At 38.6% G+C, this 22,533-nt stretch carries 17 protein-coding genes; 2 read left to right on the top strand and 15 right to left on the bottom strand.

Going from position 1 to position 22,533, the window contains the following annotated elements:
• Positions 1–50: 50 nt before the first annotated feature.
• Positions 51–1,115, bottom strand: a complete 1,065-nt coding sequence (locus ACOZIR_RS24495) for a lactonase family protein (RefSeq protein WP_045292036.1) — start codon at positions 1,113–1,115, stop codon at positions 51–53.
• A gap of 333 nt (positions 1,116–1,448) precedes the next feature.
• On the opposite strand from ACOZIR_RS24495, the gene map reads away from it, so the two are divergent.
• Entirely contained in the window at positions 1,449–2,195 is a 747-nt protein-coding gene (gene map, locus ACOZIR_RS24490; protein ID WP_045292037.1) for a type I methionyl aminopeptidase, read from the top strand.
• Positions 2,196–2,222: 27 nt separating this feature from the next.
• Here the strand turns inward: map and ACOZIR_RS24485 are convergent, their stop codons facing one another.
• The 11 genes from ACOZIR_RS24485 to gatC form a co-directional block, all read right to left on the bottom strand.
• Positions 2,223–4,028: an ATP-binding protein gene (locus ACOZIR_RS24485; protein WP_045292038.1), complete on the bottom strand. Its 1,806-nt coding sequence runs from the start codon at positions 4,026–4,028 to the stop codon at positions 2,223–2,225.
• A 23-nt stretch (positions 4,029–4,051) separates the two neighbouring features.
• Positions 4,052–5,035, bottom strand: coding sequence for a BMP family ABC transporter substrate-binding protein (locus ACOZIR_RS24480; protein WP_411306185.1), 984 nt, complete (start codon positions 5,033–5,035; stop codon positions 4,052–4,054).
• Positions 5,036–5,207: 172 nt separating this feature from the next.
• Entirely contained in the window at positions 5,208–5,438 is a 231-nt protein-coding gene (locus ACOZIR_RS24475; protein ID WP_013055062.1) for a helix-turn-helix domain-containing protein, read from the bottom strand.
• Positions 5,439–5,451: 13 nt separating this feature from the next.
• A complete protein-coding gene (locus tag ACOZIR_RS24470) occupies positions 5,452–8,190 on the bottom strand; it encodes a GTPase domain-containing protein (RefSeq protein ID WP_421536002.1) in 2,739 nt (912 codons plus the stop codon).
• 195 nt (positions 8,191–8,385) lie between these two features.
• A complete protein-coding gene (locus ACOZIR_RS24465) occupies positions 8,386–9,201 on the bottom strand; it encodes a YitT family protein (protein ID WP_013055060.1) in 816 nt (271 codons plus the stop codon).
• 265 nt (positions 9,202–9,466) lie between these two features.
• Entirely contained in the window at positions 9,467–9,640 is a 174-nt protein-coding gene (locus ACOZIR_RS24460; RefSeq protein WP_169746662.1) for a hypothetical protein, read from the bottom strand.
• 641 nt (positions 9,641–10,281) lie between these two features.
• Positions 10,282–11,655, bottom strand: coding sequence for a 23S rRNA (uracil(1939)-C(5))-methyltransferase RlmD (gene rlmD, locus ACOZIR_RS24455; protein ID WP_045292041.1), 1,374 nt, complete (start codon positions 11,653–11,655; stop codon positions 10,282–10,284).
• A gap of 95 nt (positions 11,656–11,750) precedes the next feature.
• Complete coding sequence (locus ACOZIR_RS24450; protein ID WP_028410196.1) at positions 11,751–12,683, bottom strand: diacylglycerol kinase; 933 nt, start codon at positions 12,681–12,683, stop codon at positions 11,751–11,753.
• A gap of 234 nt (positions 12,684–12,917) precedes the next feature.
• Positions 12,918–14,348: an Asp-tRNA(Asn)/Glu-tRNA(Gln) amidotransferase subunit GatB gene (gene gatB, locus ACOZIR_RS24445; RefSeq protein ID WP_045292043.1), complete on the bottom strand. Its 1,431-nt coding sequence runs from the start codon at positions 14,346–14,348 to the stop codon at positions 12,918–12,920.
• 14 nt (positions 14,349–14,362) lie between these two features.
• Complete coding sequence (gene gatA, locus ACOZIR_RS24440; RefSeq protein WP_216143161.1) at positions 14,363–15,820, bottom strand: Asp-tRNA(Asn)/Glu-tRNA(Gln) amidotransferase subunit GatA; 1,458 nt, start codon at positions 15,818–15,820, stop codon at positions 14,363–14,365.
• Positions 15,821–15,836: 16 nt separating this feature from the next.
• The gene (gatC, locus tag ACOZIR_RS24435) at positions 15,837–16,127 is read right to left on the bottom strand and encodes an Asp-tRNA(Asn)/Glu-tRNA(Gln) amidotransferase subunit GatC (RefSeq protein ID WP_013055055.1); all 291 of its coding nucleotides are present in this window, start codon (positions 16,125–16,127) and stop codon (positions 15,837–15,839) included.
• 365 nt (positions 16,128–16,492) lie between these two features.
• Here gatC and ACOZIR_RS24430 point away from each other — a divergent pair, with 365 nt between their 5' ends.
• Complete coding sequence (locus ACOZIR_RS24430) at positions 16,493–16,978, top strand: DUF3920 family protein (protein WP_045292045.1); 486 nt, start codon at positions 16,493–16,495, stop codon at positions 16,976–16,978.
• Positions 16,979–17,032: 54 nt separating this feature from the next.
• Here ACOZIR_RS24430 and ACOZIR_RS24425 read toward each other — a convergent pair whose 3' ends face one another.
• Genes ACOZIR_RS24425 through pcrA form a run of 3 tightly spaced genes read right to left on the bottom strand, consistent with a single transcriptional unit; the run spans position 17,033 to position 22,516 of the window.
• Positions 17,033–18,226: a CamS family sex pheromone protein gene (locus tag ACOZIR_RS24425; protein WP_045292046.1), complete on the bottom strand. Its 1,194-nt coding sequence runs from the start codon at positions 18,224–18,226 to the stop codon at positions 17,033–17,035.
• A gap of 13 nt (positions 18,227–18,239) precedes the next feature.
• Positions 18,240–20,246: an NAD-dependent DNA ligase LigA gene (gene ligA / locus ACOZIR_RS24420; RefSeq protein ID WP_310879040.1), complete on the bottom strand. Its 2,007-nt coding sequence runs from the start codon at positions 20,244–20,246 to the stop codon at positions 18,240–18,242.
• Between the two features lie 20 nt (positions 20,247–20,266).
• The gene (pcrA, locus tag ACOZIR_RS24415; RefSeq protein ID WP_375156337.1) at positions 20,267–22,516 is read right to left on the bottom strand and encodes a DNA helicase PcrA; all 2,250 of its coding nucleotides are present in this window, start codon (positions 22,514–22,516) and stop codon (positions 20,267–20,269) included.
• Between the last annotated feature and the right edge of the window lie 17 nt (positions 22,517–22,533).

Below are 22,533 nucleotides of genomic sequence, written 5' to 3'. Positions count from 1 at the left end.
AGACAATAAAGCATAATCGTTCTTTGATTATGCTTTATTGTCTACATCGATTACTTATAATGGAGGAACTTTACGCACACAGCTTCTGGAACCGTAACGTTAGATTGAAGAAGCGTTAGCTTTCCACTTTCTTGGTCTCTTTCAAACAGCACCAAGTTTCCTGTCTCTTGATTAGACGCCACAATAAATTGTTCGGTTGGATCCAAAACAAAATCGCGCGGCCAGTCGCCTTCAGTGCCTGTCCATTCTACAAATGTTAACTGTCCAGAATCCTGATCTACTTTGAATGTTGCAATTGAGTTATGTCCGCGGTTTCCTGCATAGACAAAGCGGCCGTCTGAAGAAATGTGGATCGCACTCCCTTGATTATTTTCTGTAAAATCAGCCGGGATCGCTAAATTAGCTTGTTGTTGAGTAAAGCTTCCTTTGCTTTCGTCATAAGTTAAAAATAAAACTTCAGAGCTGAATTCTGTCATGGCATAGGCATAGCGGCCATTTGGATGGAACGTTAAATGTCTAGGGCCCGAACCAACGGATGTAGAAAGGCTGTTGACTTCTTTTAATTTATTCTCTTCCACTTCATATGTCACGATTTCATCAATACCTAAGTCCACAACGGCCACGTGCTTTTCTCCAGGAGTAAAATCGGCATAGTGTACGTGTGGTTTTCCTTTTTGTCCTTTTTTGAGGTCTGAATGAGGATGTTCCACTACGGATGCTACATATTCAATTTCTCCTGTTTCTTCATTAACAGAATACGTCTCAACGCTCCCTTTATGAAAGTTAGCAGATAAAACAAGCGTATTATCTTCATTCACTGAAACGTAGCAAGGAGGCGCGCCGTCTAGCAGCTGTTTGTTTACAAACTTTAGTTGCCCCGTGTTTGGATCAACCTTAAAAGCAGCTACTCCGCCTTTTTCTCCTTCTTTAATAACTGTATAAAGATGTTTGTTGTCTTTGCTTGCATTTAAGTATGTAGGATTTTCAATTTTAGCCACGGCTTTTACTTCTACAATCTTTTTAGCCTTCGTATCTAAAGTAAATGTATAGACACCTTCACTGCCTGCTTTTGTATATGTACCTGCAAATCCAATAAATTTTCCATGTTCACTCATTTTCCTATACCCCTCCTAAAGAATTGTTTTGTTTCATTTATTTTACTATATCATACCGCATTTGTTATAGAGAATGCTCCAATTCAACGTTCATTTATCAGTTTTCCCTACATGCCTATCGTCAAACCCTTCCTTTTTAAGCCTGCATCTTGCATTTTCCTACTATTGGGCGTTATGATTAAGGATGATTTTATATCGCCCAATAGCAGACGGTTCCTGTATTTCTTAGATTTTCAAATAAAGAAGAATCAACTGATGAATAGTCGACTTTCATCGCTATAACCGCTGCTCAACTTTTTTCTTAAAGTTACATCAAAAAAGGAGTGAACAACAATGATCACATTAAAAAGTGAACGCGAAATTAATTTAATGCACGAAGCAGGTAAACTATTAGCTTCTTGTCATAAAGAAATCGCTAAAATGATCAAACCAGGCATAACAACAATGCAAATTGATACATTTGTTGAAGAGTACTTAGCAAAGCACGGAGCAACGCCGGAACAAAAAGGATACAAAGGATATCAATATGCAACGTGCGCTTCTTTAAATGATGAAATTTGCCACGGTTTCCCAACAACTAAACCGTTAAAAGACGGGGATATTGTAACCATTGATATGGTTGTAAATTTAAACGGAGGCTTAGCAGATTCCGCATGGACTCATACCGTTGGAGACATTTCAGACGAAGCACAGCGTCTAGTAGATGTTACATACGAAGCGCTTTTAAAAGGAATCGAGCAAGCACAGCCAGGAAATCGTACAGGTGACATCGGCCACGCTATTCAAAGCTATGTAGAAGGTGAAAGATTCTCTGTGGTACGTGACTTCACAGGACACGGAATTGGAAATACCATGCACGAAGCGCCTACAATTCTTCACTACGGAAAAGCTGGCAAAGGTACACGTTTAAAAGAAGGTATGGTTATTACAATTGAGCCAATGGTAAACGCTGGTACATGGCATTCTAAAATGGATAAAAACGGTTGGACTGCTCGTACAACAGACGGTAAATTATCCGCTCAATTTGAACATACGCTTGCGATTACGAAAAACGGTCCTCTTATTTTAACAGCACATTAAAAAAACAGCCCTTTTGAGGCTGTTTTCTTAATGTAGAGGAAGTTTAATAACAAAAACTGTGCCGCGGGAAGAAGTAGATAATAATTTAATCTGTCCTCCGTGGCTTTCTAGAATACGCTGAGCAATTGGCAGACCAAGACCTGTTCCACTATCTTTTGAAGTGGAAAACGGCTGGTACAGCGACTGCTGCATATGCAAAGGAATTCCTTTTCCATTATCTTCAATATACAGATAATAATTATCATCATGAACCTGAGAGTAGATTGTAATGACTCCTTCTCCATCCATAGCTTCCATACTGTTTCGAATTAAATTATGAAGAACTTGTTTGATTTGTTTTTCATCTACCTTTAGTATATGCGGCTGCAGTTTCACATCAAAGATAAGCTTATCTTTTTCTGTAAATTTACTTGAGTGAGTAATCAAAGGCAATAGCTCATTAATAATATCCTGCATGCTGACTTTTTTCATTACCGGAGTCCCTGGTTTTGATAACAACAGCATTTCTTCAATGATGTAATTAATCCTCTCTAGCTCTTTCATAAGCAGAGGCAGGTAAAAACGCTTTTTCTCCTCATCAGAAAGAGACTGATTCATAAGAGATATAAATCCATGAATCACGGCAAGAGGATTACGAATCTCATGAGCAGCTCCGGCTGCCACTTCTCCAACCAGGGCAAGTTTCTCAGACTGATGCATTCGCTTTTCTAATTCTTCGGTATCCGATATATCAATAAAATAAAAAATTCTTCCGATGCTCTCGTTCTTCTCATTAAACAGCTGCGTTTGAGAGACTAAAAAGCAATAGCACGTCTTTTTCGTTCCAAATAACACTTTTTTATTTTCGTGAATTTCTCCCGAATTCAACATGCTCCAAAATTCAGTATTATATTCAGGACATTCCTCCATATACCCGCAAATATCCTTTTCGTCGAGATCTAAAAACTGCTTTGCTGAGGTATTGGCAAATATACTATTTGTCTCATCTTCCATTGTGATAATTCCAACAGGCAGTGAATTTAAAATCTGCTGGCGATACGCTTTATCTTTAATGATTTTCCAAAATGAATCTTCTAAACTAACCGACATTTGATTGATAGAAGCCGAAAGCTGCTTCAGCTCAATTTGCTTTGTGTCTTGAAGAACAAGACCGTATTCTCCGTCTGCAATGTCATTCACTTTTTCAATCATTTGTTCAATTGGTTTCGTAAGGCTTGCACTCATACGATAAGAAACATAAAGAGAAGCCACAATAGCACTTACTGTTAAAATCAATAGTAAAATTAATGAATCTTTAATAATGACAGACAGTGTATCTGATAGTGTATCAAGTGAATCAACCGTCTCTTCTTTTGAACTATTAATATCTTTTTTTATCTGATGCAGATCCGGCAAATAATTTCTATTAAGATACTCTTTTGCTCCCTCTATATCTCCGTACTTCAGCAGTCCCTGCACGTTATTAGAAATCTTAAAATCAAGCAGCTCAATTTTTTCCTTCAGTGGAATCAACGATTTTGGCACAGGCTGCTTATACTTTTCATTGTCTTCAATAACTCTTGTATCATATGATTGATATTCTTCTATCAAAGAGACAGTGGGGTTCTTTAGATTATTTTTCACAATGTATTCTTTTATGTTCAGCTGCTCTTCCCAATAAGAAAGCCACACCATTTGAGGAACATCTTCATCTTTAATTTCGTTGCTTACATGATTCATTTTATCAATGGCATGCACTAAAACTAAAGAGAACCCGCTTAACATAAATGTAATCAAAAGAAGAATCGTTAATATTTGGCTACGGAATGACATGTTGCGAAATAATTGATTCATAATCATCTCTTTCTTTTTCATAGTTACTTCGGCTGTGTAGACATTCTAACTTTCGAATATAAAATTTGTTTTTCCCGTTTACTGTACATCGGTCCAAAAGGCGCTAGTTTATAAACACCGTCCCTGGCGTCAAGTTTGACTTCTCCAGATGGAAGACCTTTTTTACTGAAATAGTCTTTCATAATCACGTTGTAAGCTTGAGGAACATCATTTATCACACTTGTTAAAATAACAGACCTACCCATGTACGCCTGATCATCTAAATACCCTATTACGTACATTCCTTGTGTTTTCGCTTCTTGAATAACTTCTTGATTATACGAATTTCCTTTAGCATAGACGATATCGACACCTTGATCTTTTAACTCACGGAGCAGCTTTACTGCTTTTGCTCCATCGTCTCGGCTGTTTACAACTCGATAATAAAAAGCAATCGATGAATCATACGCTTTGATTCCTTGTTCAAATCCTAGGTTTTTTTCTTTTGCAAATGTATCGAGTAATCCAATTTTTTTCGTTTTTGTCTTCATGGCAGCTGCCGTGCCTGCCAGGTGCTCTATTTTTGTTTGATCAAATGTATATACAGTTTGGTTTTTATACATTGAAGTACCGTGAATGGTGACGAAATGAACATGAGGATACTTAGGAGCTAGTTCTGTAAAAACGGTAGAAAATTCTCTTCCATGTCCAATTACGACTTTTGTCCCTTTTTGAATAACTTTTTCAGCAGCTTCTTTCATTTTTTGGTTCGTATTTACTTCGCTAATAACTTGAGCCGAAACAGGATACTGCTGCTCAATGTTGATTTTTCCTTTATAAGCTAGACTGCCCCAGCTTTGATCCGTCAGTACATCAGAGGTGAGAATTGCAACGCTTGTGTGTTCTACTTTTTTTGTCGTTTGCTGACTTATAATCCCATGTGTTTTCGAAATAATAATAATTAAAAACGAAGCGACAACAATCAGGGCAAGCAATAAAATCAGCCTTAACTGTCTTGATCGTTGCATAGACCTTCTCCTTTTTGTTTAGCATACTTTCATTATATAAAAAAAGCATCTAAAAAGACTACATCTTTAACGAAATTCCAACTTTTTTCGACATTTCTTTCATATCTTACCTTTTTTAACACCTTCACTCCAAAAGAAAAAAGCAGAAAACATCTGTTTTCTGCTTCTGCCTTCAATCTTCATCTTTTACGTCCATATCTTCAGGGATAGGCTCATTTAAGTATTCTTCAATTTGTTTTTTGTACTTTTCCATTTGCTCTAAATGGGTGTTAAACTGCTCTTTATTTAATAAGTAGTTTTCACCATCAAATATAGCTCGTACTTTTCCTTCTTGAATCAATTTCTGCACATATTCTTCAGGAAAAGATAGATACTCTGCTGCTTCTTTTATCGTTAAATACATCCTGCTCCACCTTTTATACGTTGTAGTGTACTTCTTCTGTAGCTTTAACCATTAACTCATACTGACGCAAGCGAAGCTGGAATAATGTTAACGGATCATAGTAAGCTTCAGGATTGGCTTTCATATGACTTAACACGTCTTGATTTTCATTAATATGCGCCTGTGTTTCTTCAATCGTTTCTTTTAAAACCTCTTTTGGCTTTTCAAAGAATAGTTCAATATCAACTTCTAAATTTTTCTCAAATAAATTAAACTGCATAAAAAACTTGGCCAGCATAGATTCTGTAATATCTTGATAGTCTTGACTTTCAATGTACTTTTTATATTGATTATAAAGCAGCGTTTGGTTTTGAAGAATGGAAGAAAACAGCTTTCCTGCTCCTTTTAACAAGAGCTGCGTTGGATTAACGCGAAGTAAAATATTTTCTTCATCCAGCTGAACCCGATTAGCCATACGATTAACGTCGCGGCGCCAGTCGTCCAGCACTTTAAAATCGCAGGCTAACGTTAATTTTTGCTCATTGTACATCTTATTTAATGACTCTGCTACTTCTTCAATATCTACTTGACTCGCAATCAGCTCTTCATTTGATGTAGCAATCCAGTCCTTTAAAGAAATGCGGAACTTAGGTAGGACATCTTGCTGCAAGTGCTCTTCCACGCGCATATTCATTTGTTTATTCAGCTCAATATGAACCGTACTAAAATCACTGTCTTCCTTCACTAATTCTGAAGACTTTTTGAGTAAACGAGGAATTTTATTTTTTAGCTTTTTGCTAATATCCTCTTTGATGCCGTGATAAGCCGAAACAATACTGCTTGCTTTTTCTTGTTCTAAGTCATCCACTCGATGCAAGAAGCCATTTAATCGCACAAGCATATCTTCGTTCCATTTAATACTTTCGATCAAATGATTTTCTGTTTGATTTCTCTTCTCCACTAAGCTCTTTAGCATGTTTTGAATGAAGAACAGCAGTCTGCGCGCACGCTCTTCTACTCCAACGTCGTTTGGATCATAATAGAAATTAGCTTTAATAAACTGAGCCAAGTCTCCGTGGTGCTGACTCGAGACGTAGTGAGGCGTATAGGCTAATACATGTGCCTGCGGGAAATCAGCTCCAATGCTTGCTTCAAATTCTTTTGTAATTCGCTCAATTGTTGCTTGATTATAAAGACTGTCCATATTGTTAATGACAAAATGAACGGGCGTATTTGGCGCATGCTCTTTAATCTCCAGCAATAATTCTCTTTCTTCATCAAGCAGCGATTCTTTTGCATCAAGCACAAACAGTAAACCATCTGCTAAAGGAGCATATTTAAATGCATCCTGCTCACGTGCCTCTTGTTCTGTAAAGCTTGGCGTCACAATGCATGAACAATTATGCTTATCAAGGAACGCAAAAGGTTTTTTCACTTCTACAAGTGCATGATCAGGAGATTGTTCCGCTCCATCAATCGTTTCCATCGGAATGATTTCTTGATCAGCGATTTGCTGGATGGATTCTTCATCATCATGAATGAACACAAAGGTTGTTTCGTGATTTTGCGGTACCTTTTCTTCTGTAATCGATCCCACAAATGACGAAGTTGCGGCATTTGTTCCTGTAATTAATAAGTGTGTCGTATGAGCATCTAATAGAAAATCTACCCACCATTTAAATGTGTGTCCCACTTCTAAGCCATTTTCATTGGCCCATTTAATAATGCCATGGCAAAGCTTGTAGTGATATTCGAGACCATCAATGTCGTTACGCGCCTCAAAAATTAATCTGCCCGCATTTTCGATGGTGATTGTATCGATAGTTGATGGAAATTTTTCATTCCATGAAAGCACGGCTGCAGACGGAAATAATGCACGTGACTTATTTGTAATTTTAAGCCAATTTGTCAATACGTTTGGAATGACTTCATGCAATTCTTTTACAGAATGGTCACTTTCCATTAAGTCGGTGTACGTTTCTTGATAAAGAGTTGAAATCTCTTGCCAATAATCATAGAGGCCAACTTCAATATTCAAGAAAATATCATTGATGGTTTTAATCCAAGCAAGATAAGGAGGCTGGCTCTTATATTGTTTCCATAAAGCTGAGACAAGCTGTTTGAAATACACTTGATCTACTTTGTAAAATGCAATCATCACTTGATAAAAATAGTTCGGGATAAAGTTTGCTGTATATCCTTTATCTACATAAGTCTTTAATATCGCAAACCAATTCAGCGATTCCGTACGAATACACTCATCTACCGCAAGCTCCACTGCGCTGTTAAAATCTTCTTGCTCTTCATAAAATCTGCGTGCAATCGCCGTGACGTTTGGATAATCCGGCTGAGAAGCAACCAGCTCGTTAATGACTTCATAAGCTCGTCCAATATTATTATGATCCGTATAAAGTAAAAACAGCTTTAGCGCTATTTCAGCTTTCAATACTTTTGAATCTGTTTCAATGGATAGGTAAAGCTCTTCAGCTTGAGTAGACAACCCTAATTCATAATGCGCGTCGGCTGTATTTTTCTTCGCCCACAGCTTAAATTCACCATCTACATTCTCCCACTTATAAATCGCGGACTCGAAATCTTGATTATGGAAGTATATTTCTCCCTGTGCTAAGCGAATGAGCGATAAGTCGTACCACTCTTTTTGCTGCTCTTCGTAGTAAGCTTGTCCAAGGACTTTTACAGGCGGCTGATTTTCATTTTCTTGCATAAACGTTTCGTAATATTTCTTTTTCGTTAACTGATATTCTACCGTCATATAGTCTCTCCTTTTTGATGTCAATATTTTATGTACTCTATCAAATTCCCTTTTTTATACTTTTCATACACGATATTTTCTTACTCATATTTTACGCAAAAAAAGCCTCAAGAACTACTCTTAAGGCTTTTTTTATAACTTTTATACTATAAAAATGGCTATTTATCATAAATCGGCGCTGAAATAACAAATATATTAATAAGCATCCCGTCGAAACAGCCCCATTACTTCTACCGTTTCTGTAATATTTACGAAAGCTTCAGGATCAACCGATTGAATTAACTGCTTGAGGTTTGCAAGCTCATAGCGTGAAATCACCGTCATTAATATTTTACGGTCTTCTCTTGAATAAGCTCCTTCACCGTTCATTAACGTCACGCCGCGCACTAAATTGGTAAGAAGCTGCTGCTTCATTTCTTCGCCTTTTCTCGTAATAATGGTTAACGTGAGCTTAATATGGCGAGTATGAATCGCATCCACTACTTTTCCTGTGACGAAAATCGAAAGCATCGTATATAAAGCCGCGTCCCAATTCACAAAGAAGCCTGAAACAAATACAACTACGGCATTCATCGCTGATAATATAGCGCCAAGAGGAAATTCTTTTTTATGCGTAAGAAGCATCGCAATAATATCAAATCCACCTGTCGAAGCTGACTGACGAAAAACAAACCCTACGCCAATTCCAGTTAAAACTCCTCCAAAAACAGCTGACAGAATAGGATCTGTACTAACAGCTCTCAAGGGAATCACGTATAAAGCAATTGATAAAGCCACAACGGACAGCAGCGTATGTAAGACAAACCGCTTTCCTAACTTCATAAAACCAATAATTAAAAGGGGTAAATTCAACAAAAAATTCATTGTTCCCGTGCTTGCAGGCGTTAAAATTCCTATAATCATAGCAATACCGCTAATACCGCTGCTTAGCACTTTATGGGGGATTAAAAACCAATTGTATGCAAATCCAATTAACACAGAACCTGCTATAATAGCAATTGCTCTATACATGATGTCCCTTCACCTCTTACCACAAATATAATGTTTTCATTTATTGCTTCTTTATTATAATTCCTAAAATATTGAAAACCTTAAAAAAAGTATATTCAGAAATTTGCTGTGTTGGTGGGGTGGACAAACGGCAAAATAAAACGGACATACAAGCGGATAATGCTTTTATATCAAGCTTTTGCTGCTTTTGGTATAGAAATGCTAACTTTACCTTTTCCGTACTTATTTAACCTAAAAGAGGTTGAGACATCATAATGAAATGAATCTAAATTAAAGGCGAACAACTAGTATAGATGAGCTTGTATGGAACCGCAGTTGATTTCCGTGCAAGACTTCGCTTTCCGCGGGCGGCCGCTGAGCCTCCTCGTCGCTTGCGCTCCTGCGGGGTCTCACCTGCTCCGCTTTTCCCGCAGGAGTCTTCGCCTTGCCCTCCAATCAACTGCTAGAAGGAACGAAACAGACGACACTTATTTGCCCTAACAAAAAAATAAACCACGAATCAAACATGTTGATTAATGGTTCGTCTTTTACTTGGGTTAAAATACTTTTGTCCCAGCCTCTTGATGGAAAGTTATTTTAATTTTATTCTTCTTCATATAGACCATTAATAAATTCTTCAAGTGAATGGGCGACGAAAAACATACCGCTTTCAGGATTCTCTTATGCTAGTTCATGATCTATAAAAACGATAATAGGCCGCTGAGAGTTAGAACGGTAGTCAAAACATACATGATTATCCGCTATGTCATCTCCAAATGGGTAAATACCATCAACTAGCTAGTATTTAATATCATGATACTTTGTTACACATTCAATAAAGTCGATTGGAAATAATACATCCCATGCTTTTTCTACATCAAATGGTTTCTAAACTTACCTCTTTTTCATCCGTTTCCCACGTAATCAATTTGCTTCCTCCATTTTGCCTTATGTATATTTAGGAATCTTTTTACTCCCATTTATATTTGCTTTTATTTGTTTCTCTATAAATTTTTTAGCAGATTCCGTACTGTATTAAAAATAAAAGCCAATATAAAACCCACTACCATTCCCAGTGATAGTGGGTTTTATAAAGTCCTCTTATTTTAATGTAAGCACCGCCACATTCTCCACATGCGTCGTATGCGGGAACATATCAACAGGCTGAACTTCAACCGTCTCATAGCCGCCTTTTTCTAGAATAGCTAGATCACGCGCAAGAGTTGCTGGTCCGCATGAAACATAGACAACTTTTTTCGGTTTCATGTCAATGATGGTATTCAAAAGAGCTTCGTCGCATCCTTTTCGCGGCGGGTCTACGACGATGACGTCCGCTTTGATGCCTTGTTTGTACCAGTTTGGAATGACGACTTCAGCTTCGCCTACTTCGAATTCTGCATTGTGAATACCGTTTAGCTCAGCGTTGCGCTTTGCATCTTCAATCGCTTCAGGCACGATTTCAACGCCATATACTTTTTTCGCTTTTTGAGCGAGAAATAACGAGATTGTTCCAATTCCACAATACGCGTCAATGACCGTTTCTTCTCCTGTTAAATCTGCATACTCAAGCGCTTTATCATAAAGCACTTTCGTTTGCTCAGGGTTTACTTGATAGAATGATTTTGCTGAAATGGCAAATTTAACATCGCCGATATAGTCGTAAATATATTCTTCTCCCCAAAGTACGTTCGTTTGGTTCCCTAAAATGACGTTCGTGCGCTTGTTGTTTACATTTTGAACAATTGATTTCACGTTCGGCACGGCTTCAATAATGTCTTCTATAATACGCTTTTTGTTTGGCAGCTCAGCTGTACGAGTCACAATGACAACCATGATTTCACCCGTTACAAGTCCGTAGCGCGCCATGATATGACGAAGCGATCCTTTATGCTTTTGTTCTTGGTAAGGAGAAACCCCATGCTTTTCACAGATTGATTTAACAGCTTGAACAACATCATCATTTGCCTGCTGCTGAATCAAACAGGCATCCATGTTAATGATGTCGTGGCTTCGCTGCTGATAAAACCCAGCGACCAACCCGCCTTCTCGCTCTGCTACGGGAACTTGAGCTTTGTTTCGATAGCGCCAAGGATCGTTCATTCCTAACGTCGAATGTACCGGAACGTCAGGTAAATGACCAATTCGCGCCATGACGTCTTTTACTTGCTTTTGCTTGAATTGCAGCTGCCCTTCATAGCTTACATGCTGCAGCTGACAGCCTCCGCACTGCTTGTAGACCGGACAGGGTGCTTCAACACGCTGCTCACTAATTGTATGGTGCTTAATGAGCTTGCCAAATGCATAGCCTTTTTTTACTTTAATGATTTTTACTTGGCCGCTTTCGCCAGGCAGCGCATTTTGAACAAAAATAGGAAATCCGTTCACTTTCGCTACACCCGCTCCGTCATGCGTTAAATCTTCAAACGCAACATCTATATATTCATTTTTTTCTACAGGTGGTTTTAATTTTTCCATTTATCGTTACATCCTTTTAGTCATTTGAAAATGCTGAACTGATTGTACCATAAGAGCGAAAGCCAAACAAAGAAAAGCATGAAAAAAGATCGCAATTAGGCGATCTCATTTTTTTCCATCAATTCAGCTGTTGCTTTTGGAACAAAGATTTCTACATGGCGATATAAGTTTACAAATTCCCCAGGCAATAACCCTCCGTACTCGCCATCTAGATTTAGCTGCATTTTATCATTCGTATGAATTTTAACACGGTTCGCTTTTGTATAAATAATGTGAGGATCATTGATATGTTCTCCTCGCAGCGCAAGTGTCGCAATTCGAATAAATTCAGCTAAATTTGCTTTCTTTAAAATAATTAAATCAAACATGCCGTCATCTAAAGAAGAATCTGGTGCCAGCTTTTCAAAACCGCCGACTGAGTTCGTTAAGGAAACGAGGAAGAACATAATCTCGCCGCCAAAGAATTTTCCATCATACTCAATTTCAACAGATGTTGGTTTAATAGAAGGAAGCATTTCCATACCTTTTAAATAGTAAGCTAGCTGTCCAAGCATTGTTTTTAACTTGCTTGGCACTTCATACGTTAACTCAGTTAAACGGCCGCCTCCGGCGATATTTACAAAGTAATGCGTTTCTCCGTCGTTTGTTACACAGCCTAAATCAATTGGCTTCGTTACGCCTTCTACAATAACATCAACAGCGCCTTCAATTGTACGCGGAACATTAATGGCACGAGCAAAGTCATTGGTTGTTCCAACAGGAATAATACCTAGCTGCGGACGATAGTCCTGTCCGGCAATACCGTTTACGACTTCATTGATGGTACCGTCTCCACCGGCTGCGATTACAACGTCAAAGCGGCGCTCTACTGCTACTTTGGCAGCTTCTGTTGCATCGCCAGCGCAAGTTGTAGCATGACAAGATGTTTCGTATCCTGCTTGCTCTAGCTTTTGCAAAACTTCCGGTAAGTTTTTCTTAAAAATTTCACGGCCCGATGTCGGGTTATAAATAATTCTCGCTCTTTTCATATTCATCATCCTAATAATGATAATTTGTCACAAATCTTTGCCTACTTTTATCAGTGAAAGAATGCCCCCTCACATTACATCATCAACAAGAGGGGGCATGAACAAACATATTATAAAGAAATTAACCTTGATATACAATATTCACGTTTCGGTTTTTATTCATACCTTCAGCGCGATCGCCCTTACTCATAATAAATGTGAGATGGATACCCACCTCACATTTAGTTATCAAATTTAGCGTTTATTAATTTCTTCTAAAAGAATTTTATTAACCATCGGTGGGTTCGCTTGGCCTTTTGAAGCTTTCATAATTTGACCAACTAAGAAGCCAATTGCACGATCCTTACCATTTTTGAAATCTTCAATAGATTGAGGGTTTGCATCTAATGCATCTGTTACGAATTTACGTAAAGTTGCATCATCAGAAATTTGTACAAGACCTTTTTCTTTTACAATTTTCTTTGCATCTCCGCCATTTTCAATTAACTCTTTGAATACTTTTTTCGCAATTTTAGACGAAATTGTACCTTCTTGAATTAATTGAATCATACCAGCTAGGCCTTCAGGTGTTAATGCTACATCTGAAAGTTCTTTTTGGTTTGAGTTTAAGTAAGCAGAAACTTCACCCATTAACCAGTTAGAAGATAGCTTCGCATCTCCGCCCGCAGCAAGCGTTGCTTCAAAGAAATCAGACATTTCTTTTGTTAGCGTTAATACCATTGCATCATAAGCAGGTAAGCCAAGCTCTTCTACATAGCGCTTTTTACGAGCATCTGGAAGTTCAGGAATCGAAGCACGAACGCGTTCTTTCCACTCTTCGTCGATGTATAATTCTAATAAATCAGGCTCTGGGAAGTAGCGGTAGTCGTCAGATCCTTCTTTTACACGCATCAGAATTGTTTCACCCGTAGACTCATCAAAACGGCGTGTTTCCTGCTCGATTAAGCCACCAGACAATAACACTTTTTCTTGACGAATTTCTTCGTGTTCAAGACCGCGGCGCACATAGTTAAATGAGTTTAAGTTCTTTAACTCAGCTTTTGTACCAAACTCTTCTTGTCCAACTGGACGTAAAGAAATATTGGCATCACAGCGAAGTGAACCTTCTTCCATTTTACAGTCAGATACGCCTGTATATTGAATGATTGATTTTAGTTTTTCTAAATAAGCATATGCTTCTTCAGGAGAACGCATATCTGCTTCCGATACAATCTCAATTAGAGGTGTACCTTGACGGTTGAAGTCTACTAGTGAATAGCCATCGCCTGTATGCGTTAACTTACCAGCATCTTCTTCTAAATGAAGTCGGTTGATACGAATGCGCTTCGTTTCACCTTTAACTTCTACTTCAATCCAACCGTTCTCACCAATTGGTTTATCAAATTGAGAGATTTGATAAGCTTTTGGGTTATCCGGATAGAAATAGTTTTTACGATCAAACTTTGTATCTGTTGCGATTTCACAGTTTAGCGCAAGCGCTGCTTTCATTGCAAAATCAACTGCTTCTTTGTTTAACACAGGTAGTACGCCAGGATAACCTAAGTCAATTACACTTGTGTTAGCATTTGGAGCCGCACCAAATGCGTTTGGACTTGCTGAGAAAATTTTAGATTTTGTCTTAAGCTCAACGTGTACTTCAAGACCAATAATCGTTTCAAAGTTCATCTTTATCTCACCCCTTACAGTGCTGGTTTCGCTTTATGATGCTCAGTTGCTTGTTCGAATGCATGAGCAACACGATAGATTGTGCGTTCGTCGAAATGCTTACCGATAATTTGTAACCCTAATGGCAATCCATTTGATAAGCCGCAAGGCACAGAAATACCAGGTACTCCAGCAAGGTTTACTGGGATTGTTAAAATATCGTTTGCATACATTGTTAATGGATCATCTGTTTTCTCACCAATTTTGAATGATGGAGTTGGTGTAGTTGGTCCAATGATAACATCATAGTTTTCAAATACAGACTCAAAGTCTTGCTTGATTAACGTACGTACTTGCTGTGCTTTTTTGTAGTAAGCATCATAATAACCAGAGCTTAACGCAAATGTTCCAAGCATGATACGGCGTTTTACTTCGTTTCCAAAGCCTTCGCTTCGAGACTGCTTGTACATTTCGATTAAGTTCTCAGCATTATCTGTACGGTATCCGTAGCGAACGCCGTCAAAACGAGATAAGTTAGCAGACGCTTCAGAAGAAGATAATAGATAATACGTAGCTAATGCGTATTTAGAGTGTGGAAGCGATACCTCTTCCCAAGTCGCGCCTAGTCCTTCTAACACTTTTAGTGCATCTAAAACAGACTGGCGAGCTTCTTCGCCCACACCTTCGCCTAAGTATTCTTTTGGAACAGCAATTTTAAGACCTTTTACGTCACCTGTTAAAGCAGATACATAATCCGGTACATCAACATTAGCAGAAGTAGAATCCATTGGGTCTACGCCTGAAATTGCTTGAAGTAAGTATGCATTATCTTCAACAGAATTTGTGATCGGTCCGATTTGATCTAAAGAAGATGCAAATGCTACTAATCCGTAACGAGATACGCGACCATATGTTGGTTTTAATCCGACAACACCGCAGTAAGCAGCTGGCTGACGAATTGAACCACCTGTATCAGAACCTAAAGAAAACGGAACTTCGCCTGCTGCTACAGCTGCAGCTGAACCACCGCTAGATCCACCTGGTACATAATCTAAATTCCATGGGTTGCGCGTTAACTGAAGACCTGAGTTTTCAGTTGAAGAACCCATTGCGAATTCATCCATATTTAATTTACCGATTGTTACCGCTTCAGCTGCCTGCAATTTTTGAACAACTGTTGCATCATAAATCGGATCAAAGTTTGCTAGAATTTTACTAGAGCAAGTTGTACGTAAATCTTTTGTGACAATATTATCTTTTACACCGATCGGCATACCAAATAATAGGCCAAATTCATCTTTTGTTTGTAATGCTTCATCTAGCTCTTTTGCATAAGCACGAGCATTGTCTTCATTAAGCGCTAAGAACGCACCTACTTTATCATCTACTTCATTAATACGTTTGTATGATTCGTCTACTAAATCTTGTACACGTACTTCTTTCTTGTGTAAAAGGCTATGTAGTTCTGAAAGTTTACGATCGAATAAAGACATCGTAAAGCCTCCTTCCTTATTCTAAAATAGTTGGTACTCGAATGTAGCCATCCTTGTGGTCTGGCGCATTTTTTACTACGTCTTCAATTGGTAAGCCTTTAGCTGGCTTATCTTCACGCATTACGTTTTTCATATCCAATACGTGAGAAGTTGGTTTTACATTTGTAGTATCTAACTCATCTAATTGTTCTGCATATGTAATAATAGCATCTAATTGTTTTGTAAATAGTTCTGCTTCGTCATCCGTCACCGCAAGTCTCGCTAAGTTTGCAACGTGTTTCACTTGATCAACAGAAATTCTTGACATGTTCCTTCACCTCCGAATATTCGTCCCACTACAATATACTGATAATACCAAACTTCACTAGCAACAGGCAACATTTCTGAGACTAGTTCCTAAAATATTAAAAACCCCGCCAGACAAGACAGGGCTTACATTTATCACTTCTATTTTATACCAAATCTATTTCATTCAAACAACATTCCATACTTTTCCTTCGTCATAAAATATTTCTCTCTTGCATAGGTATAAAATAACCTTCTTTTTAGAAAAGATAGATAGAAAGAGAAACATGCTTCAGATGAACACACCACCATGTTTTAATTTCACTAGTCTTTGGGAAAGTAAAGAAAACGAATAACTACTTTACCGTAAAAGAGGTGCTATAAAAATTGAATAAAATACTTATACAGTCAGTCATCCACCAGCGCCCTGTGTATCAGCAAAACGGAAGATGGTTTGTATTAGATGAAGAATTCAAGTGGGATTTGCCCACCTTGCAAAAAGATGTTTTTGCTTGTTTAAATAAAGCCTTTCATATTCCTATAATTTTTTGTGATTCATGCGAAGCCAATAAAATTGTCTCTGCTCTTGGAGAAGAAGAAGCAGAATACCTTCAGTTTGCATCAGGCGTCTACTGGCGAGAAGTCGGCATTATATTTATTTTTAAGTTTGATGACTACCTCCCGCTTGTCGAAACCATTTTTCACGAGCTGCGTCATTATATTCAAGATCACATCCCTTATTATCAGAAAGAGTTTGAGCTGGATAAAAAGCGCCCGTATGAAGAGCGGACAACCGAACAAGATGCATTTGCATTTGCTGCTTATTATCTTGCTAAGTTTACAAGACAAAATTCTCACGCCATTCCTTCATAGGAGGCAATTTAATAGAATTAGAAAAAGACACTGCTTGAGCAGTGTCTTTTTTGCTTACTCTTCGTAAATATGAACGAACGGCTTGTCTTCATCTGCTTTTCTAACAATGAGAGCTTCCGGTCCGCTTACTGAGTTAATAGAAATACTCGTTTCCATATATGAAGGGAAATGATCAAGCATTAAACCAGCAACGTACTGAGTAAATCCTACAATTTCACCTTTTCCGTAAAATTGTACGGGAATATCAATCGTCATTTTTTGAAGCTGTCCATCTTTGTAATACCCCTTCCCTACTACGCTTGTAAAGTTCGGGAAGTAGTCTTCGATTTGTGCTTTAAACTCATCAAATTTCATCGCATCATCTCGGTGATCTTTTGTTGCATCTGATGATGGGAATAAATAATATTGCTCATCTAAATTATCCCAGCTGCCAACGGCCGTATCATTTGAACCTGCATTTCCGACAGCTATAAAGTTACCCGGTGTTAAAGAGGACTTAGCACTTTGTTTGAATAGCGCTACTCGAACTGGCACATTTTCTAAGCCTTTGATGTCGCGCATACGCTTAACAATCTCATCTGCCATTTGCTTTCCTTGGGCTTCAATCTCTTTATTCGTAAGCTTCACTTCACGAGCATAGCCATTTTCTTCTGTATAATAATGAACAGAATTCATCGCCAGGCCAATTGTGACGCCTCCAAGTTTTACCTTGTCGTCTCCGTCTTGAATAAGGTAGTCTTGCTCAGTAATGTTCGCTAAGTACATTGGACTTGTTTCGTTGCGAGTTTTCAAATCGCCTTTTTCTGTATCGATTGGGTTTAACCCATTGTTTTTAAGCTTCTTTTTCGCCGTATCATCTTTTGCTTTGCTTTGAAGATCTTTAAACTGTTTATCACTCAGCTTACGGCTTAACCATGAGCGAATAGTATCTTTATCAAGGTACTGGCCTTCTTGATACACATATTTTTTCGGAGAATAGCTATCTGTCGATAAGCGCATTAAGCCTGTTTCAAATTCTTGCGCATCCAAGCGATTGTTTAAGTTTGCTGCGACTAAGCCTCTTGCCACTCCCGCTTTAAATGGAAGAATTGTTCGGTAATAATCATCTGAAATACTATACTTCGGAATAACTGCTTTTTCTTTCTTGTTGTTGGTTTGTTGAACAGTCTCTTTATCGTCCGAAAGATTCGGTGCACACGCTGAAGTTACAAGCATGACCGCAAGAGAAAGTAACAATATCTTTTTCAACTACACACACCTCTTATTTATTTAATTCCGTAAGTAGCCTTGCTTCATCCCATACTTCAATTTCAAGCTCGTTAGCTTTTGTCAGTTTGGAACCAGCCTCTTCCCCTGCCACAACAAGGTCTGTCTTTTTACTTACGCTTCCTGTGACTTTACCGCCAAGTGCTTCAATTTGTGCTTTTGCCTCATTGCGAGATAGCTGTTCAAGCTTACCTGTTAATACAACGGTTTTACCAGCAAAAACAGAATCTACATTTTCTACACTTACAAGCTTGGGTCCCTTGTATGTAAGGTTTACTCCATACTCTTTTAATTCATGTATAAGTTCTTGAACCTCTTCTTGTGTAAAGTAAGCGACAATAGCATCAGCCATTTTGGCACCAATTTCATTAATTGCCACTAATTCATCATACGTTGCTTTTGTTAACTTGTCTATGGTTTCAAAGTGCTGAGCTAACGTCTTTGCAGCTTTTGCTCCGACATGACGAATGCCCAAACCAAAAAGCAAACGCTCAAGCGAATTTTCTTTAGAGGCTTCGATGGCCGCAATCAAATTATCAGCAGATTTCTCACCCATGCGCTCAAGCTCGATTAACTGCTGTTTTGTCAGCGTATAAATATCCGCTACATCTTTAATTAACTGTTCGCGAAATAATTGTGATATAACTTTTTCACCAAGTCCATCAATGTTCATCGCATTGCGGGACACGAAATGAATAAGTCCTTCACGAATTTGAGCAGGACAGCTTGGATTAATGCAGCGAAGCGCCACTTCTCCTTCTAAACGTACCAGTTCACTTTCACATTCCGGGCAGTGAGTAGGCATCGTAAATTCTTGCTCTTCTCCCGTTCGCTTCTCTTCAATCACATTCACTACTTCAGGAATAATATCTCCTGCTTTTTTCACCACGACATAATCGCCGATGCGAATGTCTTTTTCACGAATTAAATCTTCATTGTGAAGAGACGCACGCTGTACCGTCGTACCTGCTACTTGAACGGGCTCCAAAATAGCTGTTGGCGTAATGACACCTGTCCGGCCTACCGTCAGCTCAATATTTACAAGCTTGGTTACAACTTCTTCAGCAGGAAACTTATAAGCAATAGCCCAGCGTGGACTTTTGGCCGTTGTGCCAAGCTCAGCCTGCTGATCAAATGAATCTACTTTTACAACAATGCCATCAATATCATAAGATAATTCTGGACGTTTCGTTTGCCAGCTTTCGATATAAGCAATTACGTCGTCAATGGTTTCACACGTCTGTCTTTCTTTATTTGTTTTAAATCCAAGATCATCGAGCAGATTTAAACTTTCGCTGTGGGAGTCGATTTCTAATTCTCCTGTATCAGTCATGGCATAGACAAAGATATCTAAATTACGTTTTGCCGCAATCTTAGGATCTAGCTGACGCAGTGAGCCAGCAGCTGCGTTACGGGGGTTAGCAAACGGCACTTCATCTCTTTCCATTTTTGCTTCATTAAGTGCTTCGAATGATTTCCTCGGCATAAATGCTTCTCCGCGAACTTCCATTGATAACGGTTCTTTAATTCGCAGTGGAATCGATCGAATTGTTTTTAAGTTTTCAGTAATATTTTCACCCGTCGTACCATCTCCGCGCGTAGCACCCAGCACTAAGTATCCATCTTCATAGCGAAGAGATACAGCAAGGCCGTCAATTTTAAGTTCACATACATAAGAAAACTCGTCTTCAACGGCTTGGCGCACTCGGCGATCAAAATCTCGAAGGTCTTCTTCATTAAATGCATTTCCTAAACTTAGCATAGACGTTTGATGCTGAACCTTCTCAAACGCATCGAGCACTTGGCCGCCGATGCGCTGAGTAGGTGAGTCAGCTGTTTTTAATTCTAGAAATGATTCTTCTATTTCAATTAACTCATTCATTAATTTATCGTATTCTGCATCTGGAACAGATGGCTGATCTAACACATAATATTCATAGCCATATTGATTTAATACGTCACGTAATTCTTGAACGCGTGATTTTGCTGTTTCAAACTCCATATTCTAGCTCCTTTTCACGATTACACTTTCGTAACCGGGGCAAATTTAGCAAGCAGTCTTTTTACACCTGTAGGACTAGGAAAAGCAATGTCTAATTCTTTTGAATCTCCTTCTCCTTTTACACTTACAACTGTACCAATTCCCCATTTTTTGTGCTCGGCCTTATCTCCAACGCTCCATCCAATTGATTCACTGCCCGTTGATACAAGCTTTGTTTTTGCCACGGCCGCTTGTCGGCGCGCTGCAAACGGCGAAGCTGAAGCCCCTGAACGACCAGCAGCAGGTTTGCGCATCGTTTCATTTAAAGATTCCACAAGTTCACTTGGGATTTCTCCAATGAAGCGCGACTTTGGATTAACGTTGGTTTTACCAAATAGTGTACGCATTTGAGCATTTAATAAATACAATTCTTGTTCAGCACGTGTAATTCCTACGTAGGCTAAGCGTCGCTCTTCTTCCATTTCATTATCTTCAAATAACGATCGGCTATGAGGGAATACACCTTCTTCCATACCCATTAGGAAAACAACCGGGAACTCTAGACCTTTTGCTGAGTGAAGCGTCATAAGAATCACTTGTTCGTTCTCTTCTTCTTCCTCGTCGTCAAGCTTATCGATATCAGCAACAAGGGCTAAATCCGTTAAAAATGCTACTAAACTTTTATCTTCGCTTGCTTCTTCAAACGTTTTTGTGACAGATAAAAACTCATCAATATTCTCTAAGCGGCTTTGTGCTTCAATTGTTTTTTCCACTTTAAGCGCTTCACGATACCCTGTTCTTTCTAATACCTGTTCCACAAGCTCTGTTACAGACATATAGTCTTGCATTTGAGCTAAGTTCGAAATCATCGATTGGAAATCACGAAGGGCCTTTGTTGCTTTTCCTGTTAACCCCATTAATTCTACTTCATCCAGCGCTTTGAAAATAGAAATGTCATGAACGTTTCCGTAATTGGCCACTTTATCGACTGAAGTAGCTCCAACTCCGCGCTTTGGAACGTTCACAATACGAGCTAAGCTAATGTCATCATCTTGGTTGGCAATTAAGCGCAAGTACGCAAGCAAATCTTTAATCTCTTTGCGGTCATAGAACTTAATGCCGCCGACAATTGTATAATTAATATTGGATTTTAACAGCACTTCCTCCATCACACGAGACTGTGCATTTGTACGATACAAAATGGCAAAATCGCTGTATTTACGCTTTCCGCTGTCTACTGCTTCTTTAATTTTACGTGCTACAAACTGTGCCTCATCATGCTCACTCATTGCTTGGTAATGATAAATCTTTTGGCCTTCATCGTTTTCCGTCCATAAGTTTTTCACTTTACGATTCATATTATTTGCAATGACGCCGTTTGCCGCAGCCAAAATCGTTTTCGTTGAACGATAATTTTGTTCAAGCAAAATGGTTTTGGCTTTTGGGTAATCTTTTTCAAATGACAAGATATTTGTAATATCAGCTCCGCGCCAGCGGTAAATAGACTGATCTGAATCCCCTACTACGCATACATTTTCAAATCGTGCAGCTAGCAAGCGAACCAACATATATTGTGCATGGTTTGTATCTTGATACTCGTCCACATGAATATATTGAAACTTGCGCTGATAGTAAGTTAACACTTCAGGAACTCGTTTAAATAGCTGAATCGTTGTCATAATCAAATCATCAAAATCGAGCGCTTGGTTTTTCTTTAAACGCTTTTCATACTCTTTGTAGACTTTGCTTACAACTTCTTCATATGGTCCCGCTGCTGTTTTATCAAATTCTTCCGCTACTTTCAGTTCATTTTTAGCTGAACTAATGCTTCCTAATAGCGAACGCGGATCGAATTTTTTTGGATCGATGTTTTGATCTTTTAAAATGTTTTTAATAACGGACAGCTGATCCGTTGAATCTAAAATCGTAAAGTTACGATTAAAACCAATACGATCAATATCTCTTCGTAAAATACGCACGCACATCGAGTGGAACGTTGAAATCCAAATGTCTTCTGCCACTCCGCCAACGATACTTGCCACACGCTCTCTCATTTCACGAGCTGCTTTGTTTGTGAAGGTAATCGCTAAAATATTCCAAGGTGCAACTTCTTTTTCCGCCATTAAAAACGCAATTCGATGCGTTAATACACGTGTTTTTCCACTTCCTGCACCGGCCATAAGTAATAATGGTCCGTCAGTCGTTTTAACTGCCTCTTGCTGCTGAGAGTTTAATCCTGTTAATAATTTTTCACTTAAAAAATTCACGTTTTCACCGCCTATATCGAACATATATTCTCTATTCTACT

Source organism: Priestia sp. D3YE.R1 (genome assembly GCF_049199565.1).
Classification (GTDB): domain Bacteria; phylum Bacillota; class Bacilli; order Bacillales; family Bacillaceae_H; genus Priestia; species Priestia aryabhattai.
Note: the sequence above shows the minus strand (reverse complement) of the source record. Positions and strands in the feature narration are given on the sequence as shown.